Below are 24,194 nucleotides of genomic sequence, written 5' to 3'. Positions count from 1 at the left end.
CTACCCTCCTGCTCCGGTGAACCTTCGTACGCCCGCGCGCCAGGTCAACGCCGCCAGGCACCAGGCCCAGATCGCGAACAGCGGCGCGAACCAGCCGAGCCAGCTGGGCAGCAGCGCCGGGCCGGGCAATCCCATGATCAACAACGCCGGCAGGTAGGCGGTCACGGTCGCCGGAATGACGAACGTGAACAGCACCCGGATCGGCAGCAGCAGCACGCTGCCCGGGATCTGGCCGGCGTAGCCACCCCCGTAGACGAAGGCGTTGGTGAACTCGGCCCCGTCGATGACGAAGAACTGGATCCCGCCGGCCAGCGCAAACATGGCGCCGTAGATCGCCGCTCCGGTGATCGGCGTCAAGATCAACAACCAGAGCGTGCCCGGCGTCATCGGCAGGCCGAGGAAGGACCAGGCGATGACCAAGATCACCAGACCGACCAAGGCTCGGCCGAGCCGGCGCAGCTGGATGTCGGCGGTGATCATCTGGGCCATCAGCGGCATCGGCCGGGTCAGGAACGACTCCAGTCGCCCCATCCGGAGATACTGCGGGATCGAGTCGAGCTGCCCGAAGATCATGTCGGCGATCGCGAATCCGAGGTTGGCCAGGGCAAACACCAGGGCCGCCTGGGCCAGGGACAGCCCGCCGAGCTGCGGCACGTTGGCCAGCAGGACGTAGATCTCGGCGAACTCGACGATCCCGATCAAGATCGAATTGAAGGTCTCGACCGTGAAGCTCAGCCGGTACGAGGCCTGGGCGCGGATCCGCGATGCGAGCACGGTCCGGTAGGACATCAGCAGACTCAGCTCAGCCACCCTGCACCACCAGTTTCTGCGAGGCCCGGTGCAGCACGAGGCGGGACACGGCGACCAGCGCGACCAGCCAGGCCGCCTGCACCCCGACCGCCTGCAGCGCCGCCAGCCCGGTGGCCCGAGCGGAGAAGACGTCGATCGGGTACTGCAGCAGGGCGGGGAACGGGGTCGCGTACGCGATCGTCCGCAGCCAGTCCGGGAACAGGTGGACCGGGACGAACAGGCCGCAGAAGAAGCTGCTGATCACCACCGACATCCCGATCAGGCCGCGGATGTCGATCACCCAGAAGGCGGCCAGATTGATCAAGAAGCGCAGCGTGAAGCTGATCGACACGGCCAGCACCAGGCTGATCACGCCGAGCAGGTAGGAGGACGGTGCGGTCGGCAGCACCACCCCCATCAGCAGCGCCCCGACCAGGAACGGCGGCAGCCCACGGGCCGGCAGCGTGAACGCCGCCCGGCCCAGATCCCTGGCCCACCAGGAGAAGTAGAGATCCACCGGTCGCGCCAGATCGACCGCGATCTCGCCGTTCTTCACCCGGTCGGCGATCTCCGTCCAGCCCCAGATCGCGACCGACGCGAGCAGCGCCTGACCCAGCCAGACATAGCTCGACGCCTGCTCCCGCGTGTAACCGGCGAGATTCCCGCCCGCGCTGTCCACCGCCCCGAGCAGCACGCTGGCCCGGATGAACCCGAACACCGAGTTGGTGAACACTCCCGCGACCACCGCCAGCCGGTAACTGCTGAACCTCCTGAACTCTGCCCGGGCGAGCTCGAAGAAGGTACGCACAATCGCGGGACTTTATGCACGCCCACCCCACCGGTCAACGCCTAGTGGAGTGTCCCCACCGCCCCCCGGCGTGTCGCCCCCAGCCGACTTGTCAGAACTGAGAAGCCCTATGACACAACTCAGTTCTGACAACTCGGCACTCCGATGGCGCGGAGGTCGGCGATGACGCGTTCTTGGTCGGTGCGGAGTTCGATCGCGGTGGCCCGGAGCACCTGAGCTCCGCCGATGACGACCGCCCGCTCCCGGCGGACGTCGTCCTGCCATTGGGCGATGTCCAGGTGGTGCCGCCCGTCGACTTCGAGGACAACGGTCCGGCCGTCCGGGAGGCGCCAGGACGCGTCGAGGTAACGCGGCTTCCCGTCCACATCGTTGCGCCGGACCTGCTGATGCGGACGGACGATCCCGTGCCGGGCACAGGCCTTCACCAGGTCGATCTCGCTGATCGCCGCCGAGCCGGCGCTGATCTCGAGCACGGTGTCGCGCAGGTGTCGCTTGTGCCGGACCCGGCCGACCTGGCGCAGGGCCCGGTCGAGATCGTCGGCCGTACACAATCGTTGTTGGGCCACGGCCGCCAGCAACGTGCAGGCGAATCTCGGCCACGGTTGCCAGGACGCGGCATCGACCGCGGACCGGGCGATCGGCGTCCTCGGCGGGCCCTGACCGACCACGTGGAACTCCGGCCGCACCCGCCGCGACTCGTGGATCACCACGTGCGGATTCGGCTGCACCTTCGCTCCCCGCGGAACGATCAGATGGACCGGGATCGCCTCCACCGCAAAGGGCCGGAACCCGGCCAGCTCCAGGGACGTGTGGCTGGCCAGAGCGGCCGGCCAACCGGCGTCGAGGACGGCGGCCCACATCAACTGATGCCGACTCGGCTGGAAGTTGTGCAAGATCACGACGTGCGATCCCCACTCGGTCCAGCGATGCGCGGCGACCTGTGATCGGATCAGCGTCTGGCTGCAACCGGCCACCCGGAGCTGCTGCCGGGTGGCGACTCCGACCTGCCGGGTCGCAAGATCAGCAACCTCGGGTGAGGAGACTCTGGCGAACATGCCAGAAACTCTGCGACCCGCTCACCCATTCGTACGCCCACCAAGAAAATCTGTGGACAACCAAACTCACTCGCCCTCGGTTGTGGACAACCTCACCGAGTTGTCAGAACTGGGTTGCCCTATGGCACAACTCAGTTCTGACAACTCGGGGCCGGTGCCCCTGGTGCTGTTAGCATCCCCTGCTGGCGGGAGGCGTGCTTTCCGCCCGACCAGACAACCGATCCTTGGGGAATCAATCGATGCATCGCGAAAAGCAGCCCACCCGTAGACGAGCCGGGCGCATCGCCGGCTGGCTCGCCTGCGGTGTGGCAATGGCCGTCGCACTGGCGCCGACCGCTTCAGCTGAAGAGACGTTGACCACCGACAACTACCGGGCTCCCGGCGGCGCGCTGACCGGCGGCGACGCCGCGTACGAGTACGCGCCGACGATCATCGTCGAGAACGGCGTGTACCGCATGTGGTACTGCGCTCAGGACCCCGACGGCGACGTCGCGGGCGACGACATCCTGTACGCCGAGTCCAGCAGCGCGGCCGGGCCGTTCACCGGTCCGGGTGGCGGGGCCCCGACCATCGTCTTCGAGGGGCGCGGCGACGGCAGCTTCGACGGACAGCACACGTGTGACCCGTCGGTGGTCAAGGCCGACGACGGCACCTACTACCTGTATTACGGCGCCGCGGTGAACGACGGCGAGACCTCGATCGGCGTGGCTCGCAGCAGCGACGGGCTGTCGTGGGAGCGGATGACCGCGACCCCGATCATCACCGCATCGCATCAGGTCGACCGGGGCAATGACTACGGTGCCGGTCAGCCGAGTGTGATCATCAAGGACGGCCTGTTCTATTTGATCTTCACCGACACGACCGGAGCGGGCACGCTGCCCAACGGCGCCGGCCAGTTCGCGTGGCGTTCGGCCGATCCGACCTTCGCCACCGGCACCGAGGTCTTCACCGGCTCGGCGTGGCAGCCGCACACGCAGCAGAACTCGCGCAGCTACATGGTGGCGAACGCCTTCTCGGCCGACTGGCAGTATTCCGACGAGCTCTCGGCGTTCGTGATCGCGCACAACAACGATGCCGCCTTCACCACGCTGACCTTCCTCGGCGAGGAGAACCTCGCCGAGAAGCCGTACGCGCCGGTGAACGTCGACGGCGCCTGGGTCGAGGGTCCCGGCATCGTGTCGCTGGCGAACAAGCACTCCGTCGACGACGGCAAGGAGGAGTGCGGCCGGGTGCCGTTCGACCTCATTCACGCCAGTAAGGGCAGCCCGCCGCAGGACCTCGTCAGCAAGGGCATCCAGGTGGTCGCCGACGACGTGGACTGTGGGCCGACCCAGCCGCCGACCGACGAGCCCAGCGAGCCGCCGACCGACGAGCCGAGCCAGCCCCCGACGGACGAGCCGACCGAGGAACCCACTCCCTCGGAGACCCCGTCCGACGAGCCGACCGAACCCCCGTCGGACAAGCCGACTCCCTCGGAAACTCCGTCCGACGAGCCGACCGACGAACCGTCCGAGTCCCCGTCGGGCGAGCCGACCGAGGAACCCTCCAACTCGGAGACTCCGGCCGGCGAGCCGACTCAGCCGCCGGCGGATTCCAACGACGGCGACAAGCTGCCCGACACCGGCGCCAACGCCGGCATGATCGGGCTGCTCGGTGCGGCAGGTCTGCTGGTGGCGGCGGGTAGTGCCGCCCTGACGGCCGGCCGTCGCCGGCGCGGGCGAACCGGCTGATCACGAAGCATGATCCGTCGCGGGTCACAGCTGCGCAGGCAGCTGTGGCCCGCGATGATCGTTTTACGGCTGGTTACGTGTCGTCGCGGATCTGATCAGGTCAGATGGTCGGGCCGGGGGCGTACGCGGCGGCCGTGGGGTGGCTGCCGGCGATCCGCTCGATCTGCGCCGCCAGGGCTTGGACCTGGTGGGGGGCGATGCCGGCCAGCTCGAGGGGATTCGAAGCCACGGCGTCGAGGTCGGCCCGGGTCAGGCCGAGCCGGGGGTCGGCGGCCAACCGGTCGTAGAGGTCGTTGTCGGGACGGCCGGACTGGCGCTGGTCCAGGGCGACGGCGACGGCGTGTTCCTTGATCGCCTCATGGGCGACCTCCCGGCCGACGCCGCGTTGCACGGCAGCCATCAAGATCTTGGTCGTGGTCAGGTACGGCAAGTAGCGGCGCAGCTCGGCGTCGATCACCGCCGGGTAGGCGCCGAAGTCGTCCAACACGGTGAGGAAGGTCTCGAACAGGCCGTCCAGGGCGAAGAAGGCGTCGGGCAGGGCGACCCGGCGGACCACCGAGCAGGACACGTCGCCCTCGTTCCACTGATCACCGGCCAGCTCGCCGATCATGGAAACGTAGCCGCGGATGATCACCGACAGCCCGTTCACCCGCTCGCAGGAGCGGGTGTTCATCTTGTGCGGCATCGCGCTGGAGCCGACCTGGCCGGGACGGAAGCCCTCGGTGACCAGCTCGTGCCCGGCCATCAGCCTGATGCTGGTCGCGACGTTGGACGGCGCCGCGGCGGCCTGGGCCAGCGCGGTGACCACCTCGTAGTCCAGCGACCGCGGATAGACCTGGCCGGTGCTGATCAACACCGAGGCGAAGCCCAGGTGGTCGGCCACCCGCTGCTCCAGCTGGGCCAGCTTGTCGGCATCTCCGCCGAGCAGGTCGAGCATGTCCTGGCCGGTGCCGACCGGGCCCTTGATCCCGCGCAGCGGATAGCGGTTGATCAACTCCTCGATCCGCCGGTAGGCGATGATCAACTCGTCGGCGGCGGTGGCGAACCGCTTGCCCAGCGTGGTGATCTGGGCGGCGACGTTGTGCGACCGGCCGGCCATGGCCAGCTCGCCGTACTCGACCGCGAGCCGGCTCAACCGGACCAGCACGGCGACGATCCGGTCCCGGACCAGCCGCAGCGAATCGACCTGCTGCAACTGTTCGACGTTCTCGGTCAGGTCGCGGCTGGTCATCCCCTTGTGGATGTGCTCGTAGCCGGCAAGATCGCTGAACTCCTCGATCCGCGCCTTGACGTCGTGCCGGGTGATCTTCTCCCGCTCCGCGATCGACGCCAGGTCGACCTGCTCCACCACCTTCGTGTACGCGTCCAGCACCGCGGCCGGGTCGTCGCCACCGAACTCGACCCCGAGATCACGCTGCGCGGCGAGCACGGCCAGCCAGAGCCGGCGTTCGGCGATGATCTTCTGCTCCGGCGACCAGATCGCCCGCATTTCGGCCGAGGCGTAGCGCTGGGCCAGGACGTTCGGGACCATGATCAACTCCCTACCGGGGCGGCGGCCGCGGCGGCGATGTCGCGGCGGTAGAACGAGCCCTCGAGCTCGATCTTGGTCAGCGCCCGGTACGCCAGCTCGCGGGCGTCGTCGAGATCGGCGCCGATGCCGACCACGGCCAGCACTCGACCGCCGGCGCTGACCAGCCGACCTTGACCATCGAGGGCGGTCCCGGCGTGCACCACATGGGATCCAGCCGGCAGCTCGGCCACCGTCAGCTGATCACCCTGGCGCGGCGACTCCGGATAACCGTTGCTGGCCAGCACGACCGTCACCGCCGCCCTGTCGGCCCACTCGAGCTCGGGCTGCGCGGCCAGCTCACCGGCGGCCGCGGCGGCCAACAGAGTGGCCAGCGGGGTCTTCAACAGTGGCAGCAGGGCCTGGGTCTCCGGATCACCGAACCGCGCGTTGAACTCGATCACGCGCAGGCCGCGCGAGGTCAGTGCGAGCCCGGCGTAGAGCAGCCCGACGAACGGAGTGCCGCGGCGCCGCAGCTCGTCCACGGTCGGCTGCAGCACCCGGGCCAGCACGTCGTCGACAAGATCATCCGGCGCCCAGGGCAGCGGGGTGTAGGCGCCCATCCCGCCGGTGTTCGGGCCGGCGTCGTCGTCGTACGCCCGCTTGAAGTCCTGCGCCGGCCGCAGCGGCCGGACCGTGGTGCCGTCGGTGATCGCGAACAGGCTCACCTCGGGCCCGTCCAGGAATTCCTCGATCACCACCGGCGCGCAGCGCAGCGCGTGTTCGACCGCGATGCCGCGATCCTCGGTCACCACGACGCCCTTGCCGGCGGCCAGTCCGTCGTCCTTCACCACATACGGCGGGCCGAACTCGTCCAGCGCGGCCTCGATCTCGGCCGCGGTTCCACACGTCCGCGCCTGGGCGGTCGGCACGCCGGCCGCCGCCATGATCTCCTTCGCGTACGTCTTGCTGCCCTCGATCTTCGCCGCCGCGCCGGACGGTCCGAAGACGGCGATCCCGGCCTCCCGGACGGGGTCGGCGACTCCGGCGACGAGCGGCGCCTCGGGCCCGACCACGACCAGGTCGACGCCGAGCCGGGTGGCCAGCGCGGCCACCTCGGGCCCGCTCAGCGGATCGACCGGATGGTTGGTGGCACACTCCGCGATGCCCGGGTTGCCGGGCGCGGCGTGCACCTCGGTCACGGCGGGGTCGGCAGCGATCGCCAGGGCGAGCGCGTGCTCGCGCCCACCGGTACCAATGATCAGGACGCGCATGCCGCCAGCCTATCGGCCGGACTTCGTCGCGGAATAACCGGCGATCGGCGGCGCTTGCATTCCGATGTGACGGAATTCAACCCACGCACGCTTCTGGCCGAGAGCGGCATCGGCGTCCTGGCCACGATCAAGGCCGATGGTCTGCCCCAGTTGTCCCCGGTGACGCCGTACTACGACCGCGAAGCGGAGGTCATCCTGGTCTCGATCACCGAGGGCCGGGCCAAGACGACCAACCTGCGCCGCGATCCGCGGGCCGCGCTCGAGGTGACCAGCCCCGACGGCTGGTCCTGGGCCACCGCGGAGGGTCCGGCGACCCTGATCGGCCCCGGCACCGACCCGCACGGACCGGAGGTCGAGGCCCTGGTCGACTACTACCGCAAGGCCGGCGGCGAGCACCCGGACTGGGCCGAGTACCGCTCGGTGATGGTCTCCGACCGCCGCGTCCTGCTGATCCTCAAGGTCAACCACGTCTACGGCGCCAAAATCCGCTGAGTGATCAGGTGACCTGGGTGCGCCACCAGGGGGTTTCGGCGAAGCCGCGTTTGGGGTTGAGGAGTTCCATGCTGGCTTCCCAGCCTTCGACGCCGTCGAGGTGGGACAGGGTTTCGGTGATGAAGCGGTAGAGGTCGTCGTTGCTGCCGGCGATCACCTCGCAGAAGAGCGAGTTCTGGTCCAGGGTGGCGGCCAGATAGCGGACCGCGGAGTGCGGGACCAGGCCGCGGACCACGCCGTCCAGGTGGCCCGGCCGGACCTTGACGATCAACAACGTCTCGGCGCCCATGCCGAGGGCCGCGGCCGGCACCAGCGTGAGCACGTCGACGCAGCGGTTCTGCCGCATCCGCTCGAACCGGCGCCGCACGCTGCTTTCGTTCAGGCCCAGGTCGGCGCCGATCGCCTTGAACGTGGTCCGGCCGTCCTGCTTCAGCGTGGCCAGGATCTGCCAGTCGACGTCGTCGAAATGATCCGGTGAGCAGATGGCCGGGGTGCTGGCCGGCGGCTGATCGTCCGTGTCGGTCTCGGTGTCGTCCTCGACCCGTTCCAGCACGGCGAGCCGCTCCGCCAGCAGTTGCCGGCTCCAGTCGTGTCCGACCTTGTAGACGTGCAGCAGCAGATCGCTGCGCCACCGCTCGATCCCGGCGATCGACTGCACCGGCGAGATCAGATCGGGGTAGTGCGAGGCGCCGCCGCGGACCATGATCTCGGCGACGATGTCGTACTTGCCGGTGACCAGGGAGAGAAATCGGACGTCGGGACGGGAGACCAGTTCGGCGGCGACCTTGAGCTGGGTGCCAGGCGTGCAGTTGATCCGGACCACGAACATGTCGACCTGACCGAAGCTGGTCGGTGTCGGCAGCACGGTGATCTTGACCACGCCGTCGGTGATCAACTGCTGCCCGCGCCGGGTCACCGTCGGCACCGACGACCCGATGATCTCGGCGATCGAGGTCCAGCTGGCCCGCCCGTTCTGTTGCAGGGCGACGATGATCCGTCGGTCGAGCTCGGTCAGGTCGTCGATGGTACGCAGCTCCACGGGCGCGGTCAGTTCGTCGTAGGAGTCGCGACCCCCGGGTAGACCTCGGCCAGGAAGTCCCGCACCGTCTTCGTCCATGCTTCCGCCTCCTCGATCTGCGGCGAGTGCCCCGATCGTTCGAAGATCACCAACCGGGAGTCGGGGATCAGCCCGGCGATCGTCTCGCTGCAGGATACGGGGGTGATCCAGTCGGTGCGACCGACCGTGATCAAGGTCGGCGCCGTCACGCCCGGCAACTGCGGCTTCAGGTCGAAGCCCGGCAGGTTGGTGGAGAACGCGTAGTTGTGCGCCTGATAGCGGTACGGGGTCGCGGCGACCTTCTTCTCCACCGACGACGGATCGTAATTGAAGTCGTACAGCGGAAGGATCTCCCGCCAGCAGTCCCGCAGGTCGTCGTTGTCCCGGACCAGTCCGGCGTCGATCCGGTCGAACTTCGCCATGTCGACCGTCACCCGGTCCGAGGCCAGGGCGTTCTGCCGGGCCAGCTCCGAGTGCGAGTTGTCGGCGGCGGTGTCGCGCAGCACCAGCGCGGCGACCCGGTCGGGGTAGCGGATCGCATACTCCATCGCCATGAAGCCGCCGTACGAGCCGCCGGCCATGCAGATCCGGTTGGCGCCGGACCACTCCCGCAGCGCCTCGATGTCGGCCGCCCACTGCTCGTGGCTGAAGGTGCCGTTGCCCTCGCTCTGGCCGGAGCCGCGGGCGTCGAAGGTGATCACCCGGTAGGCGTCGGCGAGCCGGCCGAAGCTGGCCTTCGGCTCGGCCCGGGAGCCGAGACCCGGAGCACCGTGGTGGGTGATGATCACCGGCGCGTCCTCCGGGCCGAGGACTTCGACGGCGAGCCGGTTGCCGTTGATCGTGATCAGCTCCGCTTCGCCTTCGGCGCGGGCGAACTCGGCGGTGGTGTCGGTTCCGGACACGGCGGTAGCTCCTTGCGGTCGGTGATCAGACGGGGATGGTGCAGGAGGCGAGATCTCGCGGATAGGCGGTGAGCGACCGGGAGCCGCCGGCGGTGACCAGCATGCTGTCGCTGATCCGGTAGCCGGCATGATCACGGATGTAGATGCCGGGCTCGTTGGAAACGATCATGCCCGGCTGCAGCACGGTCGGGTCGCCGTCCTCCAGCCACGGCGGCTCGTGCATGCCGAGCCCGATGCCGTGCCCCTGCCGGTGCCGCAGGAACTCGCCGAATCCGGCCTCGCGGATCACGTCCAGGCAGGTCCGGTTGATCTCCCGGCACTCCGCGCCGGACCGGATCGCCTCGCCACCGATTCGCTGAGCCTGCTCGATGATCGAGTGGTACGCCCGCTGCTCGGCACTCGGTTCACCGAGGACGAAGGTCCGCTCCCCCTCGACGTAGCGGCCGCCGACCGCGCAGCCGAGGGACAGCATGAAGGTGTCGCCGGGCCGCAGCCGGTAGCCGCTCGGCAGGCCGTGCGGGTAGGCGCTGTTGGCGGCGGCGTAGACCAGGCCGCCGGCGAGCATCTCGACCACCACGACGCCCTGGTGCTCCGCATACATGGTGCCGGTGCCGATCTTGCTGATGTGGCCCGCGATCTCAGCCTCACTGGGCAATTCGCCGCCCGCCGCCACCGCCTCGGTGATCAGCTCGACACCGCCGGTGATCATCAGGTCGGTGATCCGGGCCGCCTCCTGGTGCAGCGCGATCTCCTCGTCGAATTTCCGGAAGCGCGCCTTGGTGATCAACGTCGTCGGCCGCCAGTCGGCGGGTCCCATCGCTTCCTGGGCCGCGGTCAACCGGGCGTGGCTGATCTGGCTGCCGAAGCCGACCGGGGTCGCCGGCGGCAGCGATCCGACGGCCCCGGCCAGGGCACCGAACGGGGGCCGGACGCCGGGATACTCGCCGAAGACGGCGAACTCGGCGCGGGCCTGCTGCAGTTCGGCGTGCTCGCGTTCAAGCTCCGGCAGCAGTAGGACGCAGCGTCCGTCCGCCTGCAGCCAGACGGCGACCGGGCGTTCGCAGGGGTGGTGGAAGAAGCCGGTCAGGTAGGCGACGTCCTCCGGGTCGTCGGTCAAGATCGCCGTCAAGCCCGTCGCCGTCAGTCGCTCGACCACCCGCGCCTGGACGCGGTCGAAGAACTCGGGTGCCAGGCGTTGGTTGAAGGTGGACGTGGTCTGCCCTTCGACAAGCTCAGGGAACGAACCAAGGGACTCAGGGAACGAACCAAGGGGCTCAGGGAACGAACCAAACGGCTCAGGGGACGAATCGACCGACATGATCACTCCTCAGCGTTTCCGGGATCGCGGGTTGCGGGCGTCGTTGTAGGCGATGGACAGACAGGTCGCGGACAGCACCAGGAGCAAGATCGCCAAGGACGGGAAGAGGGTGAGCCACCAGGAGCTGGACATCGCGCCGGACTGCTGCGCCTCGTACAGGATCCGGCCCCAGGACCAGGTGTTTGGGTCACCGAGGCCGAGGAAGGACAGGCCGGCGGCGGAAAGGACGGCCCGGGAGGCGGTGACCACGACCGAGACGACGATCACCGGCGCGACCGCCGGCAGCACGTGCCGGCCGATGATCCAGGCCGGTGACGTGGTGACCAGCCGGGCCGCGTCGACGTACGGCAACTGGACCACGGTCAGCGCCTGCGACCGGACGATCCGGGTCACCTCCGGCCAGGAGAAGGCGGCCACCACCGCGATGATCGTGCCCGTGCTCGGCCCGACCAACGCCGCGACCAAGATCATCAACGGCAGCACCGGCAGCGACAGCACCAGGTCGACCAGCACGCTGATGATCTTGTCCAGCCAGCGCAGGTAGGCGCCGACCAGGGCCAGAAGGGTGCCGATCACGATCGCGATCGCCGACGCGGCGAACGCGACCAGCAGGCTCTGCCGACTGCCCCAGACCACCTCGGCATAGACATCCCGGCCGAGTGCGTCGGTGCCGAACCAGTTCGCTCCGCCGGGCGGCCGCAGCACGTTCACGCCGTAACTCTCCGGGTACGGGGCGAGCAGCGGCGCAGCAACCGCCATCACGATCAACAAGATCATGATCGCGCCCGCGGCCAGGCCGAGCGGCTCCCGCCGGAAGGCCCGCCAGGTCGCGATCCCGGCCCGGGGGCTGTCGGTGGCGACCGGCTCGGCGGTGGCCGTCGTCGCGGTCATCGTGCCTTCACCCGCGGGTCGAGCAGTCCGTAGATCAGGTCGGTGATCATGTTCGCGGCGACGACGGTCGCGGCCAGCAGCAGGAACGCGCCCTGCAGCACGGCGTAATCCAGCTGGGTCACCGCCTCGTAGATGGCGCGGCCGATCCCCGGGTAGGCGAACACGGTCTCGGTCAGCACGGCGCCGCCGACCAGGAAGCCGAGCTGCAGCCCGATCAGGGTGGTGGTCGGCAGCAGCGCGTTGCGCAGCGCGTGCTTCCACAGCACCCGGGCCGGCGACAGCCCGTTGGCCCGGGCCAGGGTGATGTAGTCCTCGCCCAGGGTTTCGATCAAGGTCGACCGCATCGTCAGCACGTACGAGCCGAGCTGGATCAACATCAGCGAGGCCGCCGGCAGGATCAGGTGGCGCAGCACGTTGCCGTACCAGTCGAGACCGTAGACGCCGGTGTCGTACGCGCCGCCGATCGGCAACCAGCCCAGCCGCAGCCCGAAGGTGAACAGCAGGAACACGGCCAGGCTGGGCACGAAGATCGACTGGCCGGTGACGCCGAGCACCTGGATCGCGCGATCGAGGAAGCCGCCGCGCCGGGACGCAGCCAGCACCCCGAGCGGGATCCCGATCATGATCGTCAGCACCAGCGCCGCGCCGGTGAGCAACAGGGTCCACGGCAACCGGGCCAGCAAGACGTCCAGCACCGGGACCTGTTGGGTGAAGGAGATGCCGAGGTTTCCCTGCAGCAGTTGGCCGAGGTAGAGGCCGTACTGGATCGGCAGCGGTTGATCGAGCCCGTACGACGCGAGGATCGTCGCCCGGGTCTCGGCGGTCATGTTGGTGCTGGCCAGGGCCAGCGCCGGGTCGCCCGGCAGCAGCCGGAGCATCAGGAACGTCACGGTCACGGCGAACCAGACGGTCACCACGCCCCGGCCGAGCCGGGCGGCCACGAACCTCAGCATCGAGTTACTTGACCTTCGTCGCGCTCGCCACGGACTCGGGATTGACGATCGACAACAGCTCCGACGGCTTGGCCTGGAACCCGTCCCATTCATCGGAGTAGGCGAAGTAGAGGTTCTGGGTGTACATGATGTTGTCGTACATGTTGTCCCGGACGATCTTCGCCGCCTGGCGCATCAGGGTGATCTTCTGCTGCTTGTCCGGCGTCACGGCGGCGTCGGTGATCAGCTTGCTCAGCTCCGGGTCGTCCACGTAGCTGTAGTTGATCACGCCACCGGGCAGGTAGGTCAGCGTCATGTTGGTCACCGGGTCGTCCATGATCGCGAAGTTGCCGGCATAGATGTCGAAGTCACCCTTGTCGGTCTTGGCCAGATAGGCGTTACGCTCCAGACCCTGCAACTCGATCTTGATCCCGGCCTCGGCGGCCGAGTCCTTGATCATCGTCACCCATTGCGCGGTCACCGCGTCCTGCAGCGAATAGATCATTCGGAACGTCGGCTCGAACTTCCCGTCCGCCCCGGCCTGAAAACCGGCCTGCTCCATCAACTGCCGCGCCTTGGCGGTGTCGAACTCGTATTCGGTGATCGACGGGTCGTGATAGTCCTCGAGCACTGGCATCAGCGGGCTTGAGCCGGTGGAGACCGCCTGCCCCTGCAGCACCACGGTGCGGATCGCGTTGTAGTCCACCGCGTGCGCCAGCGCCTGCCGGACCTCGACCTTGGCCAGGTCGGGCTTGGTCATGTTGTAGGTCAGGTGGGCATAGCCGAGGCCCTTGGACTCGGCGATCTTGATCCCCTGGGTGGCCCGGAGCTTCTCCACCTGGGCCGGCGGCAGCGCGTTGGCGATCACGTCCACCTCGCCGCTCTGCAACGCGAGGATCTCGGTGTTCACGTCCGGGTAGACCCGGTAGATGACCTGCTTCGCGCGGGGTTTGCCACCGTCGGTCAGCGGATACGGCTCGACCCGGTCCAGCGTGTAGCTCTGCCCGGCCTGGACCGTCTTCAGTTGGTACGGGCCGGCGCTGACCCAGCCGCCGTCCTTACCGTCGTTGGCGAAGGTCGCCACCGATTCGGCCTTGGAGAACGCGTGCTTGGGCACGATGTTTCCCCAGAAGCCGATCTCGTCGATGATCGACGTGTCCGGCTTGGCCAGCTTCAGCTCGACCCTGGTCGGCGACACCGCCTCGGCCGAAGTGAAGTTGGCCAGCTGTCCGTAGAAGGTGCCGGACGGCTTGTCCTTCTTCACCGCGTTCAGGGTCCAGGCGACGTCCTCGGCGGTCAGCTTGGTGCCGTCATTCCAGCTGAAGTCGTCCCGGATCTCGTAGAAACCGGTGGTCGCGTCGACGTAGCCCCATTCGGTTGCCAGATGGGCGGTCTTGCTGCCGTTGTCGGCGATGCCGAGCAGATGCGGATACATCAGGTTGGTGATCCAGTAGTCGCTGCGGCTGTTGCCGATCAACGGGTTGAAGTTGACCACGTCGGTGGTTGTCGCGATGGTCAGCGTCGGATCGCTGACCGCGCCGGACCCGGGACCGGACGGACCGCCGTCCGTCGGGGCCGTCGGCGCGCAGGCGGCGACCATGATCATCGCGGCCGCGCCGGCCAGCAGGGCGAGTCGCCGGGCCAGCGGTCCGGACGGACGGGGGTTCATCAGATCCACACCTCCTTGAGAACCCGCAGCGTGTTGCCGCCGACGACGGCTCGGATCTCGTCGTCGGAGTAGTCGTGCTTGACCAGCCAGCCGATGATATTGAAGAACTCCTCGGCCGGGTTCTCCAGACCGTCGACGTACTCGACCTCTTCGAACTCCACGCCGGCGTGCGCCTGCCCGATGGACAGGTTGCCCGCGAACGCGTGATGCAGCCCGACATGATCACCGAACAGGGTGTCCGGGCCGAAGCTGACGTGCTCCAGCCCGACCAGGTCGACGCAGTAGACGAAGTGGTCCATCACCGACTCCAGCGAGTGCCGGGGATGCTGCGGCGACAGGGTCGTGTGTGGCGCCGCCTCGAGGCCGATCACGCCGCCGCGCTTGGCGCACTCGACGATCGTCTCGTCGGTCTTCATCCGGTTGGTCGGCCAGACCGACCGGGCGCCGGCATGGGTGATGAACACCGGCTTGGTCGAGGCCTTGATCGTGTCCACGCAGGTCTGGTCGCCGGAGTGCGAGATGTCGATCGCGATGCCGAGCTTGTTCATCCGCTCGACCGCCCGTTCGCCGAAGTACGTCAGCCCGCCGTCGCGCCGCTCCTTCAGCCCGCTGCCCAGGGTGTTGGCCTCGGAGTAGGCGATGCCCATCTGCCGGACGCCGAACCCGTACAGCACATCCAGCCGGTCGACCTCGTTCTCGATCATGGTCGACGCCTCGAGGGCGAAGACGTGGGCCAGCCGGCCGGTCTGGTGCGCGTACTCCAGGTCGGCGACGGTCTCGGCCTTGATCACGAAGTCCTGGTGCGCCAGGTCGGCCATCCGGACGCCGAGGTCGAACAGCACGTCGGTGTATTTCCAGCCGGCGTCGCTGCTGATGCAGCAGGTGCCGTCCATGCCGTTGTCGAAGACCGCGGTCAGGCCGGACCGGGACAAGCCCTCATAGCCGGTTGGTTCGCGGCCCTGACGGATGTGCTCGCGGAGCTGACCCAGGTCCTCCGGGAAGACCTGGACGTGATCATGCAGCGAGATCACCAGCTCGTCGGCCAGCAGTCGCTTGGTCCGGGCGGTCTGGTCGTCGGACAGGTCCAGTCCGGCGTATTCGGGGACCCGGTTGATCTGCTTGGCGTAATCGAACTCCCGGAAGTCCTTGCCGGGCTCGAGATAGTCGTAGGCCTTGTAGCCGGTGTAGCGCTTGGCGGGCTCCAGCACGGTTGACTCGCTCCTTCGTCGTGCTTGCGATCGGTGGCGCACGATCTGGCACCACGACGGCTAGCGTGCGTAGTCCTCGGCACAGATGTCAACCTTTTTGATGAATCTCGGCACAAATGCTCCAGAGTTGACACAAATCGGTAACATGAGCCGTGTCATGATGAGTCCCGTGCAGACGCCTCGACCCGACCCGGTGCTGCGCGTCCGCAACCTCGGGGTGACGTTCGCCGCGAGCGGGGGCGACGCGGTGGTGGTCCGCGAGGTCGACCTCGACGTGGCCGCCGGTGAGACGGTGGCCCTGCTCGGCGAGTCCGGCTCCGGCAAGTCGGTCACCGCCCGGGCGATCATGGGTCTGCTCGAAGACAACGCCCACGCCACCGCCGACGAACTACTGCTGGCCGGGCACGACCTGACCACGCTCGACGAACGGACGCGGCGCGGCCTGCGCGGCACCGTGATCAGCCTGGTGATGCAGGACGCGTTGTCGGCGCTGAATCCCGTGCTCAGCATCGGTGATCAACTCGGCGAGCTGTTCCGGGTCCGGCGCGGCGAACGGCGCGCGGCCGCCAAGGCGCACGCGATCGAGCTGCTCGGGCTGGTCGGCATCCCCACGCCGCAGCGGCGGATCAACGACTACCCGCACCAGTTCTCCGGCGGCATGCGGCAGCGGATCCTGATCGCGATGGCGATCGCCCTGGAGCCGCGGATGTTGATCGCCGACGAGCCGACGACAGCCCTCGACGTCACGGTGCAGGCCCAGATCCTGGACCTGCTCGACCGGCTGCGGGAGCAACTGGGCATGGGAATCCTGTTGATCACGCATGATCTTGGCGTGGTGATGGAGGTCGCCGACCGGCTGGCGGTGATGTACGCCGGCCGGGTGGTCGAGGCGGGCGATGCGGACCGGGTGCTGGACCGGCCGGCGCATCCGTACACGGCAGCGCTGCTGCGGTCGATGCCGCAGGCGGCCGGACGGGGTGCTCCGCTGCTCGCCATTCCCGGGTCGCCACCCAACCCGGCCCAGACTCCACCAGGCTGCTCGTTCCATCCCCGGTGTCCGGTGCAGCTGCCGATCTGTCGGGAGCAGCGGCCGTTGCTGGTCGAGCCGCAGCCGGGTCGGCTGGCCGCCTGTCACCGGTCCGACGAATTGATCAGTGGCGAGCTGATCACCGCGGAACTGATCACGGGAGGTCGTTGATCAGTGGTGGCTGACGTGATCTTGGCAGCGTCCGAGCTGGTCCGGAGCTTTCCCACCGGCTCGGCCTTCAGCCGGTCCCGGGTGTCCGCGGTGGACGGGGTGAGCCTCGAGCTGCGCAGCGGCCAGACGCTCGGCGTGGTCGGCGAGTCCGGCTGCGGCAAGTCGACCCTGGCCCGGATGCTGGTCGGCCTGGATCGCCCCGACTCGGGGGTCCTGCGCTATCGCGGCACCGACGTGACGGCCGGTCGCAGCAAGGACCGGCGATTGCTCCGGCAAGGTGTCCAGATGATCTTCCAGGATCCGTACACCTCGCTGGATCCGCGGATGACGGTGCTCGACATCGTCGCCGAACCGCTGGCCGCCGGCCGGACCGGCCGGGCCGGGCAGCGACGCGACCGGGTGGCCGAGTTGCTCGGTCTGGTCGGGCTCGATCCGGGCATGATGGGCCGGTTCCCGCACCAGTTCTCGGGCGGGCAGCGGCAGCGGATCGGCATCGCGCGGGCGTTGGCGCTCGATCCCGACGTGCTGGTCTGCGACGAGCCGGTCTCGGCCCTCGACGTGTCGGTGCAGGCCCAGGTGATCAATCTGCTCGGCGACCTGCAGACCCGGCTCGGGGTGGCCGTGCTGTTCATCGCGCATGATCTTTCCGTCGTCCGGCACATCGCCGACCAGGTGGCCGTGATGTATCTCGGCCGGATCGCCGAGCTCGGTGAGACCGAGGAGATCTATCAGCGCCCGCGGCACCCGTACACGCAGGCCCTGCTCTCGGCCACCCCGCCGGCCAGCCGGGCCGAACGCGGCAAGCTCGGCCGCCGCCGGGCGCTGTCCGGTGAGCCGCCGTCGCCGGTCGACCCACCCGCCGGCTGCCGCTTCCATCCGCGCTGCTGGCTGGCGACCGACGAATGCCGGTCGGTAGTGCCGGAGCTGCGGATCCCGGCCGGTGACAGCGATCGGCTCAGCGCCTGCCACCACGCCGAACAACTCGATCCGCTCAACGTCTCCTGAGCCACGGCTTCCCGTGTCACGCTGTGATCATGAGTGAGCTCGATGCGCTGCTCGCCACCCTGCACGGACTTCGTACGAGCGCGCTGGACAAGCTCGCCGGGCTGAGCGAGGCCGACGCCCGGCGCAGCACCGTCCCGTCCGGCACCAACCTGGCCGGCCTGATCCAGCACCTGACCTTCGTCGAGGCGAAGTGGATCGAACAGATCGTCGCCGGCCGCAAGCCCAGTCGCGGCAAGCGATCGATGCAGGTCGATCCGGTTGTGTCGCTGCGCGCCCTCCGAGCGGACTACCGGGCCGCCTGCGAGGCCAGCGACGTGATCATCCGCGAGATCGGCGATCCCACAGCACCCCTGACCCACAACGGGAAGACCCGCGATCTCCGCTGGGCGATCCTGGCCGTGATCACCGAGACCGCCCAGCACACCGGCCACGCCGACATCATCCGCGAACAGCTCGATGGCAAGACCGGCCGCTGAACAAGGGACGTCTGCATCTTCGTTCCCTGAGCCTGTCGAAGGGCAAGCCAGATGCTGCCCCCTCCGGATTTCGGCCTGACGGCCGGAAAGACGCGCCAAGAAGCGGGCGGGTCAAGGCGGCCCGCCGCGTCAGGCGGCCGGGCGCCAGTGTTGGGCGGCGAAAGTCGCCGACTGCGCGTCGACTGTGACGTTTCCCGCCCGTTCGGTGCCGATCGAGCCGGGAAACGTCACAGTCGATGATCCCGGCCACGGCGCAACCGGCGGCCGGCCGGCAGTTCCCAGGCAGCGCCATGACCCACCCATCCTTGGCGCATCTTTCCGGCCGTCAGGCCGAAACCCGATGGGGCGGCACCCGTCTGGCTTGCCCTTCGACAAGCTCAGGGAACGAACACGCCGACAGGCTCAGGGAACGGACAAGCTACGAACCGTTGGCGATCTCGTCCATCTTCGCGGCGATCTCGGCAACGGGCAGCTGGTTCAGGAAGAGGTCGGAGGCGGCCTTGTTGATCTCCGGATCCCTGGCCAGCCAATCGTCTCCGACCGGCATGTTGACGGTGTTGCCCGCGGCCGAGTCGAGGTACGGCTGCACGTCGATCCCCTTGCCCTTCCAGAAGTCGACGTAGCCGGCGCCCGCGTCATTCAACGCCGGGATGATGTAGCCGGCGTCGCCCATGATCTTCTGGGCCCGCTCGGAGCCGAGGAAGGTGATCAGCTTCATGGTGGCCTCCGGATGCTTGGAGCCGGAGTAGGCCACTTCGCCGAGGCCGTTGATCACCACGGTGCGCCCGGCCGGGCCCTTGGGCAGCGTGGCGACGCCGATCTCGAACTTCACCTCGGGCAGCGCGAACGGCAGCAGCGCGTTGTTGGCGTCGAACATGGCGACCTCACCGCGATAGAACATCTCGGTGGCCTGGCCGGTCGGTGGGTTGGTCCGGGTGCCGTCCGGTGACAGGTGCCACTTGAAGATCACATCCCGGGCCCACTGCAGCGCCTCCACCGACTTCGGCGAACCGTAGGTGAACTGCCCACCGGGATCACGGACCTGGCCGCCGTTGGAGGCGATCCAGTTCAGCCAGGTGGTCTGGCCGTGGTTCCAGGACAGGCAGCCCCACTGTTTGATCTTGGTCGGATCGAACCCGGCCTCGGCGGCGGTCTTGCCCGCCTGGTCCACGGTCAGCTTCCGGGCCAGCTCCTCGAAGGTGCCGGTGCCGCCCGGGTTCCATTCCAGCTCGCCCGGCTCGTCGACGCCGGCAGCCCGGAACAGATCCTTGTTGTAGAGCAGGCCGACGACGCCCATGTCCTTCGGCATGCCGTACTGCTGATCTTCCCACCGGAAGGACTGGGCGACATTCGAGTGATAGTTGGCCAGGTCGATCCCGGCGGTCTTCAGTTGATCATCGATCGGCGCCAGGACACCCTTGGAGGCCAGGTCGGGGAGCCGGTCGTTGGTCAGCCAGAACACGTCCGGGCCGTTGCCGGAGGCGAGCTCGGCGGTGAGCTTGGTCCAGTACTGGTCCCAGGGCAGCAGTTCCATCCGGACGGTGACGTCCGGGTGATCGGCGGTGAAGGCGGCGAACACGTCCCGGTAGCCCACCTCCTGCTGCTCGTCCCAGAGCCGGTAGACCAGCTCGACCTTCTCCCCCGGGGTGCCGGTGGGCTCTTGATTGCCGCAGGCGGACAGGGCCACGGTGCCGGCGGCTCCGATGAGGAGCGTGCGGCGCTGGAAGGTGCGTGACATGTGAGTGCCTCCTGATAGAGCCGGCTATTTCAGGCCGGTGACCGCGACGGAGCGGACGATGAATCGTTGGAAGAAGACGAACAGGACGAGCAGCGGTGCGAGTGCGATCAGGCTGCCGGCCATGATCGCGTTGTAGTCGACCCCGATCTCGCCTTTGAACAAGGCGATCCCGACCGACAGCAGCCGCTTGTCCTGGCTGCTGGTGATGATCAACGGCCAGAGGAAGCTGTTCCAGCTGCCGACGACGGCCAAGGTGGTGACGGTGACCAGGATCGGCTTGGACAGCGGCAGGATGATCGAGACCAGGGTGCGGACCAACCCGGCGCCGTCGATCCGGGCGGAGTCCTCCAGGTCGGTCGGGATGCTGCGGAAGAACTGCCGGAGCAGGAAGATCGCGTACGGGGTGCCGAAGACGGTCGGCAGCGCGAGGCCGGCCCAGGTGTCGATCAGGCCGAGCCGCTGCATCATCAGATAGAGCGGGATCATGGTGACGACGGCCGGCACCATCATCGTCGACAGATAGACCCAGAACAGCACGTCCCGCCCCGGGAACGGGATCCGGGCGAAGGCGTACGCGGCGAGGGTGCCGAAGATCAACTGGCCGGCGACGATCACGACCGTGATCAACACGGTGTTCAGCAGGTAGTTGCCGAAGCCGGAGTCGAACAGCCGGCCGAACGCGTCCAGGCTGGGCGGCCAGCTCGGCTGCCAGGGCAGGGTGGCGAACAACTCACCAGGGCCTTTGAAGGCGGTCAGCACGGTGATCAGATACGGGAAGACGGCGAACAGGCCGCCGACCACCAGGATCGCGTACGCCGCGACGCTGGCCGGAATCGATGATCGAGACATTCCTCGGCTCCTCACGAGACGTCGTACGTCGTGCGACGCTCGAAGTAGGCGAACTGGGCCAGGCTGACCGCCAGGATGATCAGGAACAGCGCGACCGACACCGTCGACGCGTAGCCGAAGTCGAACTTCAGGAACGCCTCTCGATAGATGTGGTAGGTGATCACTTCGGTGCTGTCGCCCGGCCCGCCCTCGGTCATCACGTAGATCGTGTCGAACGCCTGGAACGAGCCGATCACGTTGGTGATCAACACGAACAGTAGGGTCGGCCGGAGCAGCGGCAGGGTGATGGTGAAGAAGTGCCGCACCGCCGAGGCGCCGTCCAGCGCGGACGCCTCGCGCAGGCTCTCCGGGATGTTCTGCAGCCCGGCCAGGAAGAACAGCATGTTGTAGCCGGCGAACTGCCAGACGTGCACGGCGGCGACGGCCGGCAGCGCCAGCTCCGGCGTGGCGAGCCAGGCCGGGCCCTCGAGACCGAACAGGGCCAGGAAGGCGTTGATCGCGCCGCGGGCCGGGTCGAAGATCCAGCCCCAGACCAGGCCGAGGGCGACCGGGGCGGCCATCCAGGGGATCACCAGCAGGGCCCGGAAGTATTTCATTCCCTTGAGTTTCCGGTTGACCAGCGTCGCCAGCAGTAGGGACAGGATGGTCGTGCCCGGCACGCAGATCAGCACGTACAGGATCGTCACCAGCAGCGAGTGGCCGACGTCGGCGTCGCCGAGCAGCTCGGCGTAGTTCTTCAGGCCGACGAACTTCGGGGTGCCGAGCAGCTTCCAGTCGAACAGGCTGACGATGATCACGATCAACACCGGCGCGAGCAGGAAGCCGAGGATCCCGATCATGCTCGGCGCGAGCATCGCATAGCCGGTCAGGCCTTGGCGCACGCGGCTGGGCCGGCGGAAGCGCCGCGGCTGGGTGGCAGTCTCGCCCGGCGGAAGATCATCGGGCTTGCCCTTCGACAGGCTCAGGGAACGAACACCTTCGGAACGTGCATCAGTGATCGACATCGACCGGGTCCGATGAGCTGGCGATCAGGAGTTCGCGGGTCCGGGCCAGGCCCCAGTCGTCGAGGGCGGCGATCGGGTCGCTGGCCAGACGGAGGCCGGGTGAGGCGGCGATGTGATCGGCCCAGGCCTCGCGGGCCTGGATCTCCGGCCGGACGATCAGGCAGTCCGGGTCGTTGGCCCAGAACCGGCCGTGCAGGAAGTCGCGGGCCCGCGAGGTCGATCGCGCGCCGCGCTGGCCCGGCTGGCTGATGTCGCCGCTCGGCGGCTCGACCAGCGGATCGGTGTCCGGCGAGACCCGCATGCAGTCGACCAGGCCGACGCTGGGCAGGATCGGCGCGCCGCAGCCGTGCAGGATCCGGTTGCTGCCGACCGCCCTCCTGATCAAGGTCAGCCCGGCGCGATAGGCCTCGATCCCGTCCACCGGCTCGTGCCGCCGGCCCTCGATCGCGCCGGCATAGAGAAAGTCCAGCTTGAAGTGGTCGTACCCCTGGCGGCACAGCTCGGTGAACACATCGGTGACGTGCCGGGCCGCGCCGGGATGGGTGACATCCAAGATCAACTGCTGTTGCTGCCAGTTGTGCCCGGCGTCGGCGGCACCGACCAGCCACTCGGGGTGCAGCCGCGCCACCTCGCTCTTGGCTCCGACCAGGAAGGGCGCCACCCAGATGCCGGCTCGGCGGCCGGAGGAACGGATGTCCGCGGCCAGTCGCACGGTCGAGCCGAAGTCGTCCCGGGTGGTCAGCCAGTCGCCGATCTCACTCTGGTAGCCCTCGTCCAACAGCACCAGGTCGACGCTGAGCTGATGATCATCGAACGCCCGGACGTCGGTCATCACGTCCCGCTCGGTGACCTTGCCCCAGTACGCGTACCAACTGCACCAACCGGGACCGAAGACCTGGGTGTCGACCGCACCGTGCCGGCGGCCGAACCCGTCCGCCCACGCGGCCAGCACGCGATCCGGGTCGGGCGAGGTGCCCCGCAGGGTCTCGACCTCGCCGTCGGCGGTGATCAACAACCGGCCGGCCCGCGGCTCACAGCGGATGGTCGGCACCCGATCCGGCGTCGGCGCGGCGAACACGACCACCTCGTCACCGGTCGCCACCGCCAGCATCCCCTCGCCCTGGAAGGTGCCGGCGGCGAGTGGCTCGACCGTGCGGTTGGCCACCGGGCGGTAGGCCATCACCTGGTGGTTCGGCGCGGTCGCCCGCGGCGGCTGCTGCTCCGGCCGATACCAGCCGCTCGGGCTCCAGGACTGCCAGCCGTGCTCGTAGATCCGGGTGGCCCCGGACTCGTACGGAATCTCGGCGATCGGCGCGAAAGGCATGGACTCGGTGCTCCTCGGCTAGCAGGATGTTGCTCAACCTAGAGCGGAATCCGGGGAGACCACCATGACCGACCCTGCTGAACTCGAGCACGATCTTGCTACCCAGCTCCTGATCGAGCTGTACAGCGAGACGCCGCCACCGAGCCGGCTGGTGACCGGCCACTTCCACAGCGGACCGGACTATCGCGTCGTCCGTCCGCAGGGGGTCGGCAGTTGGTATCTCGTCTACACCGTCGCCGGGGCCGGCCGGTTCAAGGTCGGCGACAACACCCTGGCGTTGCGGCAGGGCGACCTGGCCCTGGTCCGGCCCGGCACCGAGCACGACTACGCGACGGTCGGCGCGCACTGGGACAACTGGTGGGCCCACTTCCAGCCGCGACGGGACTGGCACTCCTGGTTCGCACTGCCCGAGACGCTGCCCGGACTGCATCACGTCCGGTTACGGCGACCGTCGGAGACCGACCGGGTCGTCTCCGCGTTCACCAGGCTGCATCTGGACGCGCAGCGGGCAGGCCTCTCGCCCACCGGCGACACGTACCTGCACCTGCTTGATCAAACTCTGGCCACCCAGCTGGCGCTGAACGGGATCGAGGAGGTGCTGCTGGTGGCGATCAGCAGCCTGCGCGAGGGCACCCGGCAGCTCGACTCCCGGGTCCAACTGGTGCTGGACGCGGTCACCACCGACCCGGCGAAGAGTCACACCCTGACCCAGCTCGCCGCCCTGGCCCAGGTGTCGGTCTCCCGGCTGGCCCATCTGTTCAAGGAACAGGTCGGTGACTCGATCATGAACGTCGTGCTCGCGCTACGCCTGCAACGCGCCGCCGAACTGCTGGCCGCAACCGACCTGTCGATCACCCAGATCTCCCGCTCGGTCGGCTTCGACTCGCCCCACTACTTCAGCCGCCAGTTCGCCCGCCGCCTCGGCCAGTCCCCCACCGCCTTCCGCCGCACCTCCTCCCCCGTCTAAA

General features: G+C 68.4%; 22 protein-coding genes. 6 read left to right on the top strand and 16 right to left on the bottom strand.

All coding sequences use genetic code 11. The features are described 5' to 3' along the window. The 3 genes from FNH24_RS28905 to FNH24_RS28895 all read right to left on the bottom strand — a co-directional run bounded on the left by FNH24_RS28905 (position 1) and on the right by FNH24_RS28895 (position 2,652). Positions 1–810 carry an ABC transporter permease gene (locus tag FNH24_RS28905; protein ID WP_246187113.1) on the bottom strand — a complete coding sequence of 270 codons (810 nt, stop codon included), beginning with the start codon at positions 808–810 and terminating at the stop codon, positions 1–3. Next, positions 803–1,597: an ABC transporter permease gene (locus FNH24_RS28900; protein ID WP_152365667.1), complete on the bottom strand. Its 795-nt coding sequence runs from the start codon at positions 1,595–1,597 to the stop codon at positions 803–805. The genes FNH24_RS28905 and FNH24_RS28900 overlap by 8 nt, the downstream gene beginning before the upstream one ends. A 119-nt stretch (positions 1,598–1,716) precedes the next feature. After that, complete coding sequence (locus FNH24_RS28895; RefSeq protein WP_152365666.1) at positions 1,717–2,652, bottom strand: PDDEXK family nuclease; 936 nt, start codon at positions 2,650–2,652, stop codon at positions 1,717–1,719. Between the two features lie 311 nt (positions 2,653–2,963). Here FNH24_RS28895 and FNH24_RS28890 point away from each other — a divergent pair, with 311 nt between their 5' ends. Continuing rightward, positions 2,964–4,382, top strand: a complete 1,419-nt coding sequence (locus tag FNH24_RS28890; protein WP_161606366.1) for an LPXTG cell wall anchor domain-containing protein — start codon at positions 2,964–2,966, stop codon at positions 4,380–4,382. 100 nt (positions 4,383–4,482) lie between these two features. Here the strand turns inward: FNH24_RS28890 and purB are convergent, their stop codons facing one another. Together purB and purD are read right to left on the bottom strand one after the other, a co-directional pair. Further along, on the bottom strand, positions 4,483–5,916 hold the full coding sequence (gene purB, locus FNH24_RS28885) for an adenylosuccinate lyase (RefSeq protein WP_217428621.1): 1,434 nt from the start codon (positions 5,914–5,916) through the stop codon (positions 4,483–4,485). Then, the gene (gene purD / locus FNH24_RS28880; protein WP_152365663.1) at positions 5,916–7,163 is read right to left on the bottom strand and encodes a phosphoribosylamine--glycine ligase; all 1,248 of its coding nucleotides are present in this window, start codon (positions 7,161–7,163) and stop codon (positions 5,916–5,918) included. Before purD ends, purB begins: the two co-directional genes overlap by 1 nt. Positions 7,164–7,229: 66 nt before the next feature. Between purD and FNH24_RS28875 the strand changes: the two genes are divergently transcribed. Then, positions 7,230–7,655 (top strand): PPOX class F420-dependent oxidoreductase, encoded by a 426-nt coding sequence (locus FNH24_RS28875; RefSeq protein ID WP_217428591.1) that lies wholly within the window; start codon positions 7,230–7,232, stop codon positions 7,653–7,655. A 4-nt stretch (positions 7,656–7,659) separates the two neighbouring features. Here the strand turns inward: FNH24_RS28875 and FNH24_RS28870 are convergent, their stop codons facing one another. Genes FNH24_RS28870 through FNH24_RS28840 form a run of 7 tightly spaced genes read right to left on the bottom strand, consistent with a single transcriptional unit; the run spans position 7,660 to position 15,632 of the window. Further along, a complete protein-coding gene (locus tag FNH24_RS28870; RefSeq protein ID WP_217428590.1) occupies positions 7,660–8,694 on the bottom strand; it encodes an Lrp/AsnC family transcriptional regulator in 1,035 nt (344 codons plus the stop codon). A gap of 8 nt (positions 8,695–8,702) precedes the next feature. Next, entirely contained in the window at positions 8,703–9,614 is a 912-nt protein-coding gene (locus FNH24_RS28865) for an alpha/beta fold hydrolase (RefSeq protein WP_217428589.1), read from the bottom strand. A gap of 25 nt (positions 9,615–9,639) precedes the next feature. Then, positions 9,640–10,932 (bottom strand): M24 family metallopeptidase, encoded by a 1,293-nt coding sequence (locus FNH24_RS28860; RefSeq protein ID WP_152365660.1) that lies wholly within the window; start codon positions 10,930–10,932, stop codon positions 9,640–9,642. A gap of 9 nt (positions 10,933–10,941) precedes the next feature. After that, complete coding sequence (locus FNH24_RS28855) at positions 10,942–11,823, bottom strand: ABC transporter permease (RefSeq protein WP_152365659.1); 882 nt, start codon at positions 11,821–11,823, stop codon at positions 10,942–10,944. Further along, entirely contained in the window at positions 11,820–12,776 is a 957-nt protein-coding gene (locus FNH24_RS28850; protein ID WP_152365658.1) for an ABC transporter permease, read from the bottom strand. The genes FNH24_RS28855 and FNH24_RS28850 overlap by 4 nt, the downstream gene beginning before the upstream one ends. A gap of 4 nt (positions 12,777–12,780) precedes the next feature. Continuing rightward, a complete protein-coding gene (locus tag FNH24_RS28845; RefSeq protein WP_217428587.1) occupies positions 12,781–14,424 on the bottom strand; it encodes an ABC transporter substrate-binding protein in 1,644 nt (547 codons plus the stop codon). Further along, entirely contained in the window at positions 14,424–15,632 is a 1,209-nt protein-coding gene (locus tag FNH24_RS28840) for a dipeptidase (protein WP_152365657.1), read from the bottom strand. Before FNH24_RS28840 ends, FNH24_RS28845 begins: the two co-directional genes overlap by 1 nt. A 145-nt stretch (positions 15,633–15,777) precedes the next feature. On the opposite strand from FNH24_RS28840, the gene FNH24_RS28835 reads away from it, so the two are divergent. The 3 genes from FNH24_RS28835 to FNH24_RS28825 are packed head-to-tail and all read left to right on the top strand — an operon-like array spanning position 15,778 to position 18,311. Then, positions 15,778–16,830, top strand: coding sequence for an ABC transporter ATP-binding protein (locus FNH24_RS28835; RefSeq protein WP_425486916.1), 1,053 nt, complete (start codon positions 15,778–15,780; stop codon positions 16,828–16,830). A 6-nt stretch (positions 16,831–16,836) separates the two neighbouring features. Beyond that, the gene (locus FNH24_RS28830) at positions 16,837–17,835 is read left to right on the top strand and encodes an ABC transporter ATP-binding protein (protein ID WP_152365656.1); all 999 of its coding nucleotides are present in this window, start codon (positions 16,837–16,839) and stop codon (positions 17,833–17,835) included. Positions 17,836–17,864: 29 nt separating this feature from the next. Beyond that, positions 17,865–18,311 (top strand): DinB family protein, encoded by a 447-nt coding sequence (locus FNH24_RS28825; protein ID WP_152365655.1) that lies wholly within the window; start codon positions 17,865–17,867, stop codon positions 18,309–18,311. 418 nt (positions 18,312–18,729) lie between these two features. On the opposite strand, the gene FNH24_RS28820 is transcribed toward FNH24_RS28825, so the two are convergent. Genes FNH24_RS28820 through FNH24_RS28805 form a run of 4 tightly spaced genes read right to left on the bottom strand, consistent with a single transcriptional unit; the run spans position 18,730 to position 23,226 of the window. Further along, the gene (locus FNH24_RS28820; RefSeq protein WP_152365654.1) at positions 18,730–20,049 is read right to left on the bottom strand and encodes an ABC transporter substrate-binding protein; all 1,320 of its coding nucleotides are present in this window, start codon (positions 20,047–20,049) and stop codon (positions 18,730–18,732) included. 24 nt (positions 20,050–20,073) lie between these two features. After that, positions 20,074–20,898, bottom strand: a complete 825-nt coding sequence (locus FNH24_RS28815) for a carbohydrate ABC transporter permease (RefSeq protein ID WP_152365653.1) — start codon at positions 20,896–20,898, stop codon at positions 20,074–20,076. A gap of 11 nt (positions 20,899–20,909) precedes the next feature. Continuing rightward, the gene (locus tag FNH24_RS28810; RefSeq protein ID WP_246187111.1) at positions 20,910–21,902 is read right to left on the bottom strand and encodes a carbohydrate ABC transporter permease; all 993 of its coding nucleotides are present in this window, start codon (positions 21,900–21,902) and stop codon (positions 20,910–20,912) included. Further along, a complete protein-coding gene (locus tag FNH24_RS28805; RefSeq protein ID WP_152365652.1) occupies positions 21,889–23,226 on the bottom strand; it encodes a glycoside hydrolase family 36 protein in 1,338 nt (445 codons plus the stop codon). Before FNH24_RS28805 ends, FNH24_RS28810 begins: the two co-directional genes overlap by 14 nt. Before the next feature lie 64 nt (positions 23,227–23,290). On the opposite strand from FNH24_RS28805, the gene FNH24_RS28800 reads away from it, so the two are divergent. Beyond that, a complete protein-coding gene (locus FNH24_RS28800) occupies positions 23,291–24,193 on the top strand; it encodes a helix-turn-helix domain-containing protein (RefSeq protein ID WP_152365651.1) in 903 nt (300 codons plus the stop codon). Position 24,194: the final 1 nt, after the last annotated feature.

The sequence above is a fragment of the Microlunatus speluncae genome (assembly GCF_009299835.1).
Taxonomy (GTDB): Bacteria; Actinomycetota; Actinomycetes; order Propionibacteriales; family Propionibacteriaceae; genus Microlunatus; species Microlunatus speluncae.
Note: the sequence above shows the minus strand (reverse complement) of the source record. Positions and strands in the feature narration are given on the sequence as shown.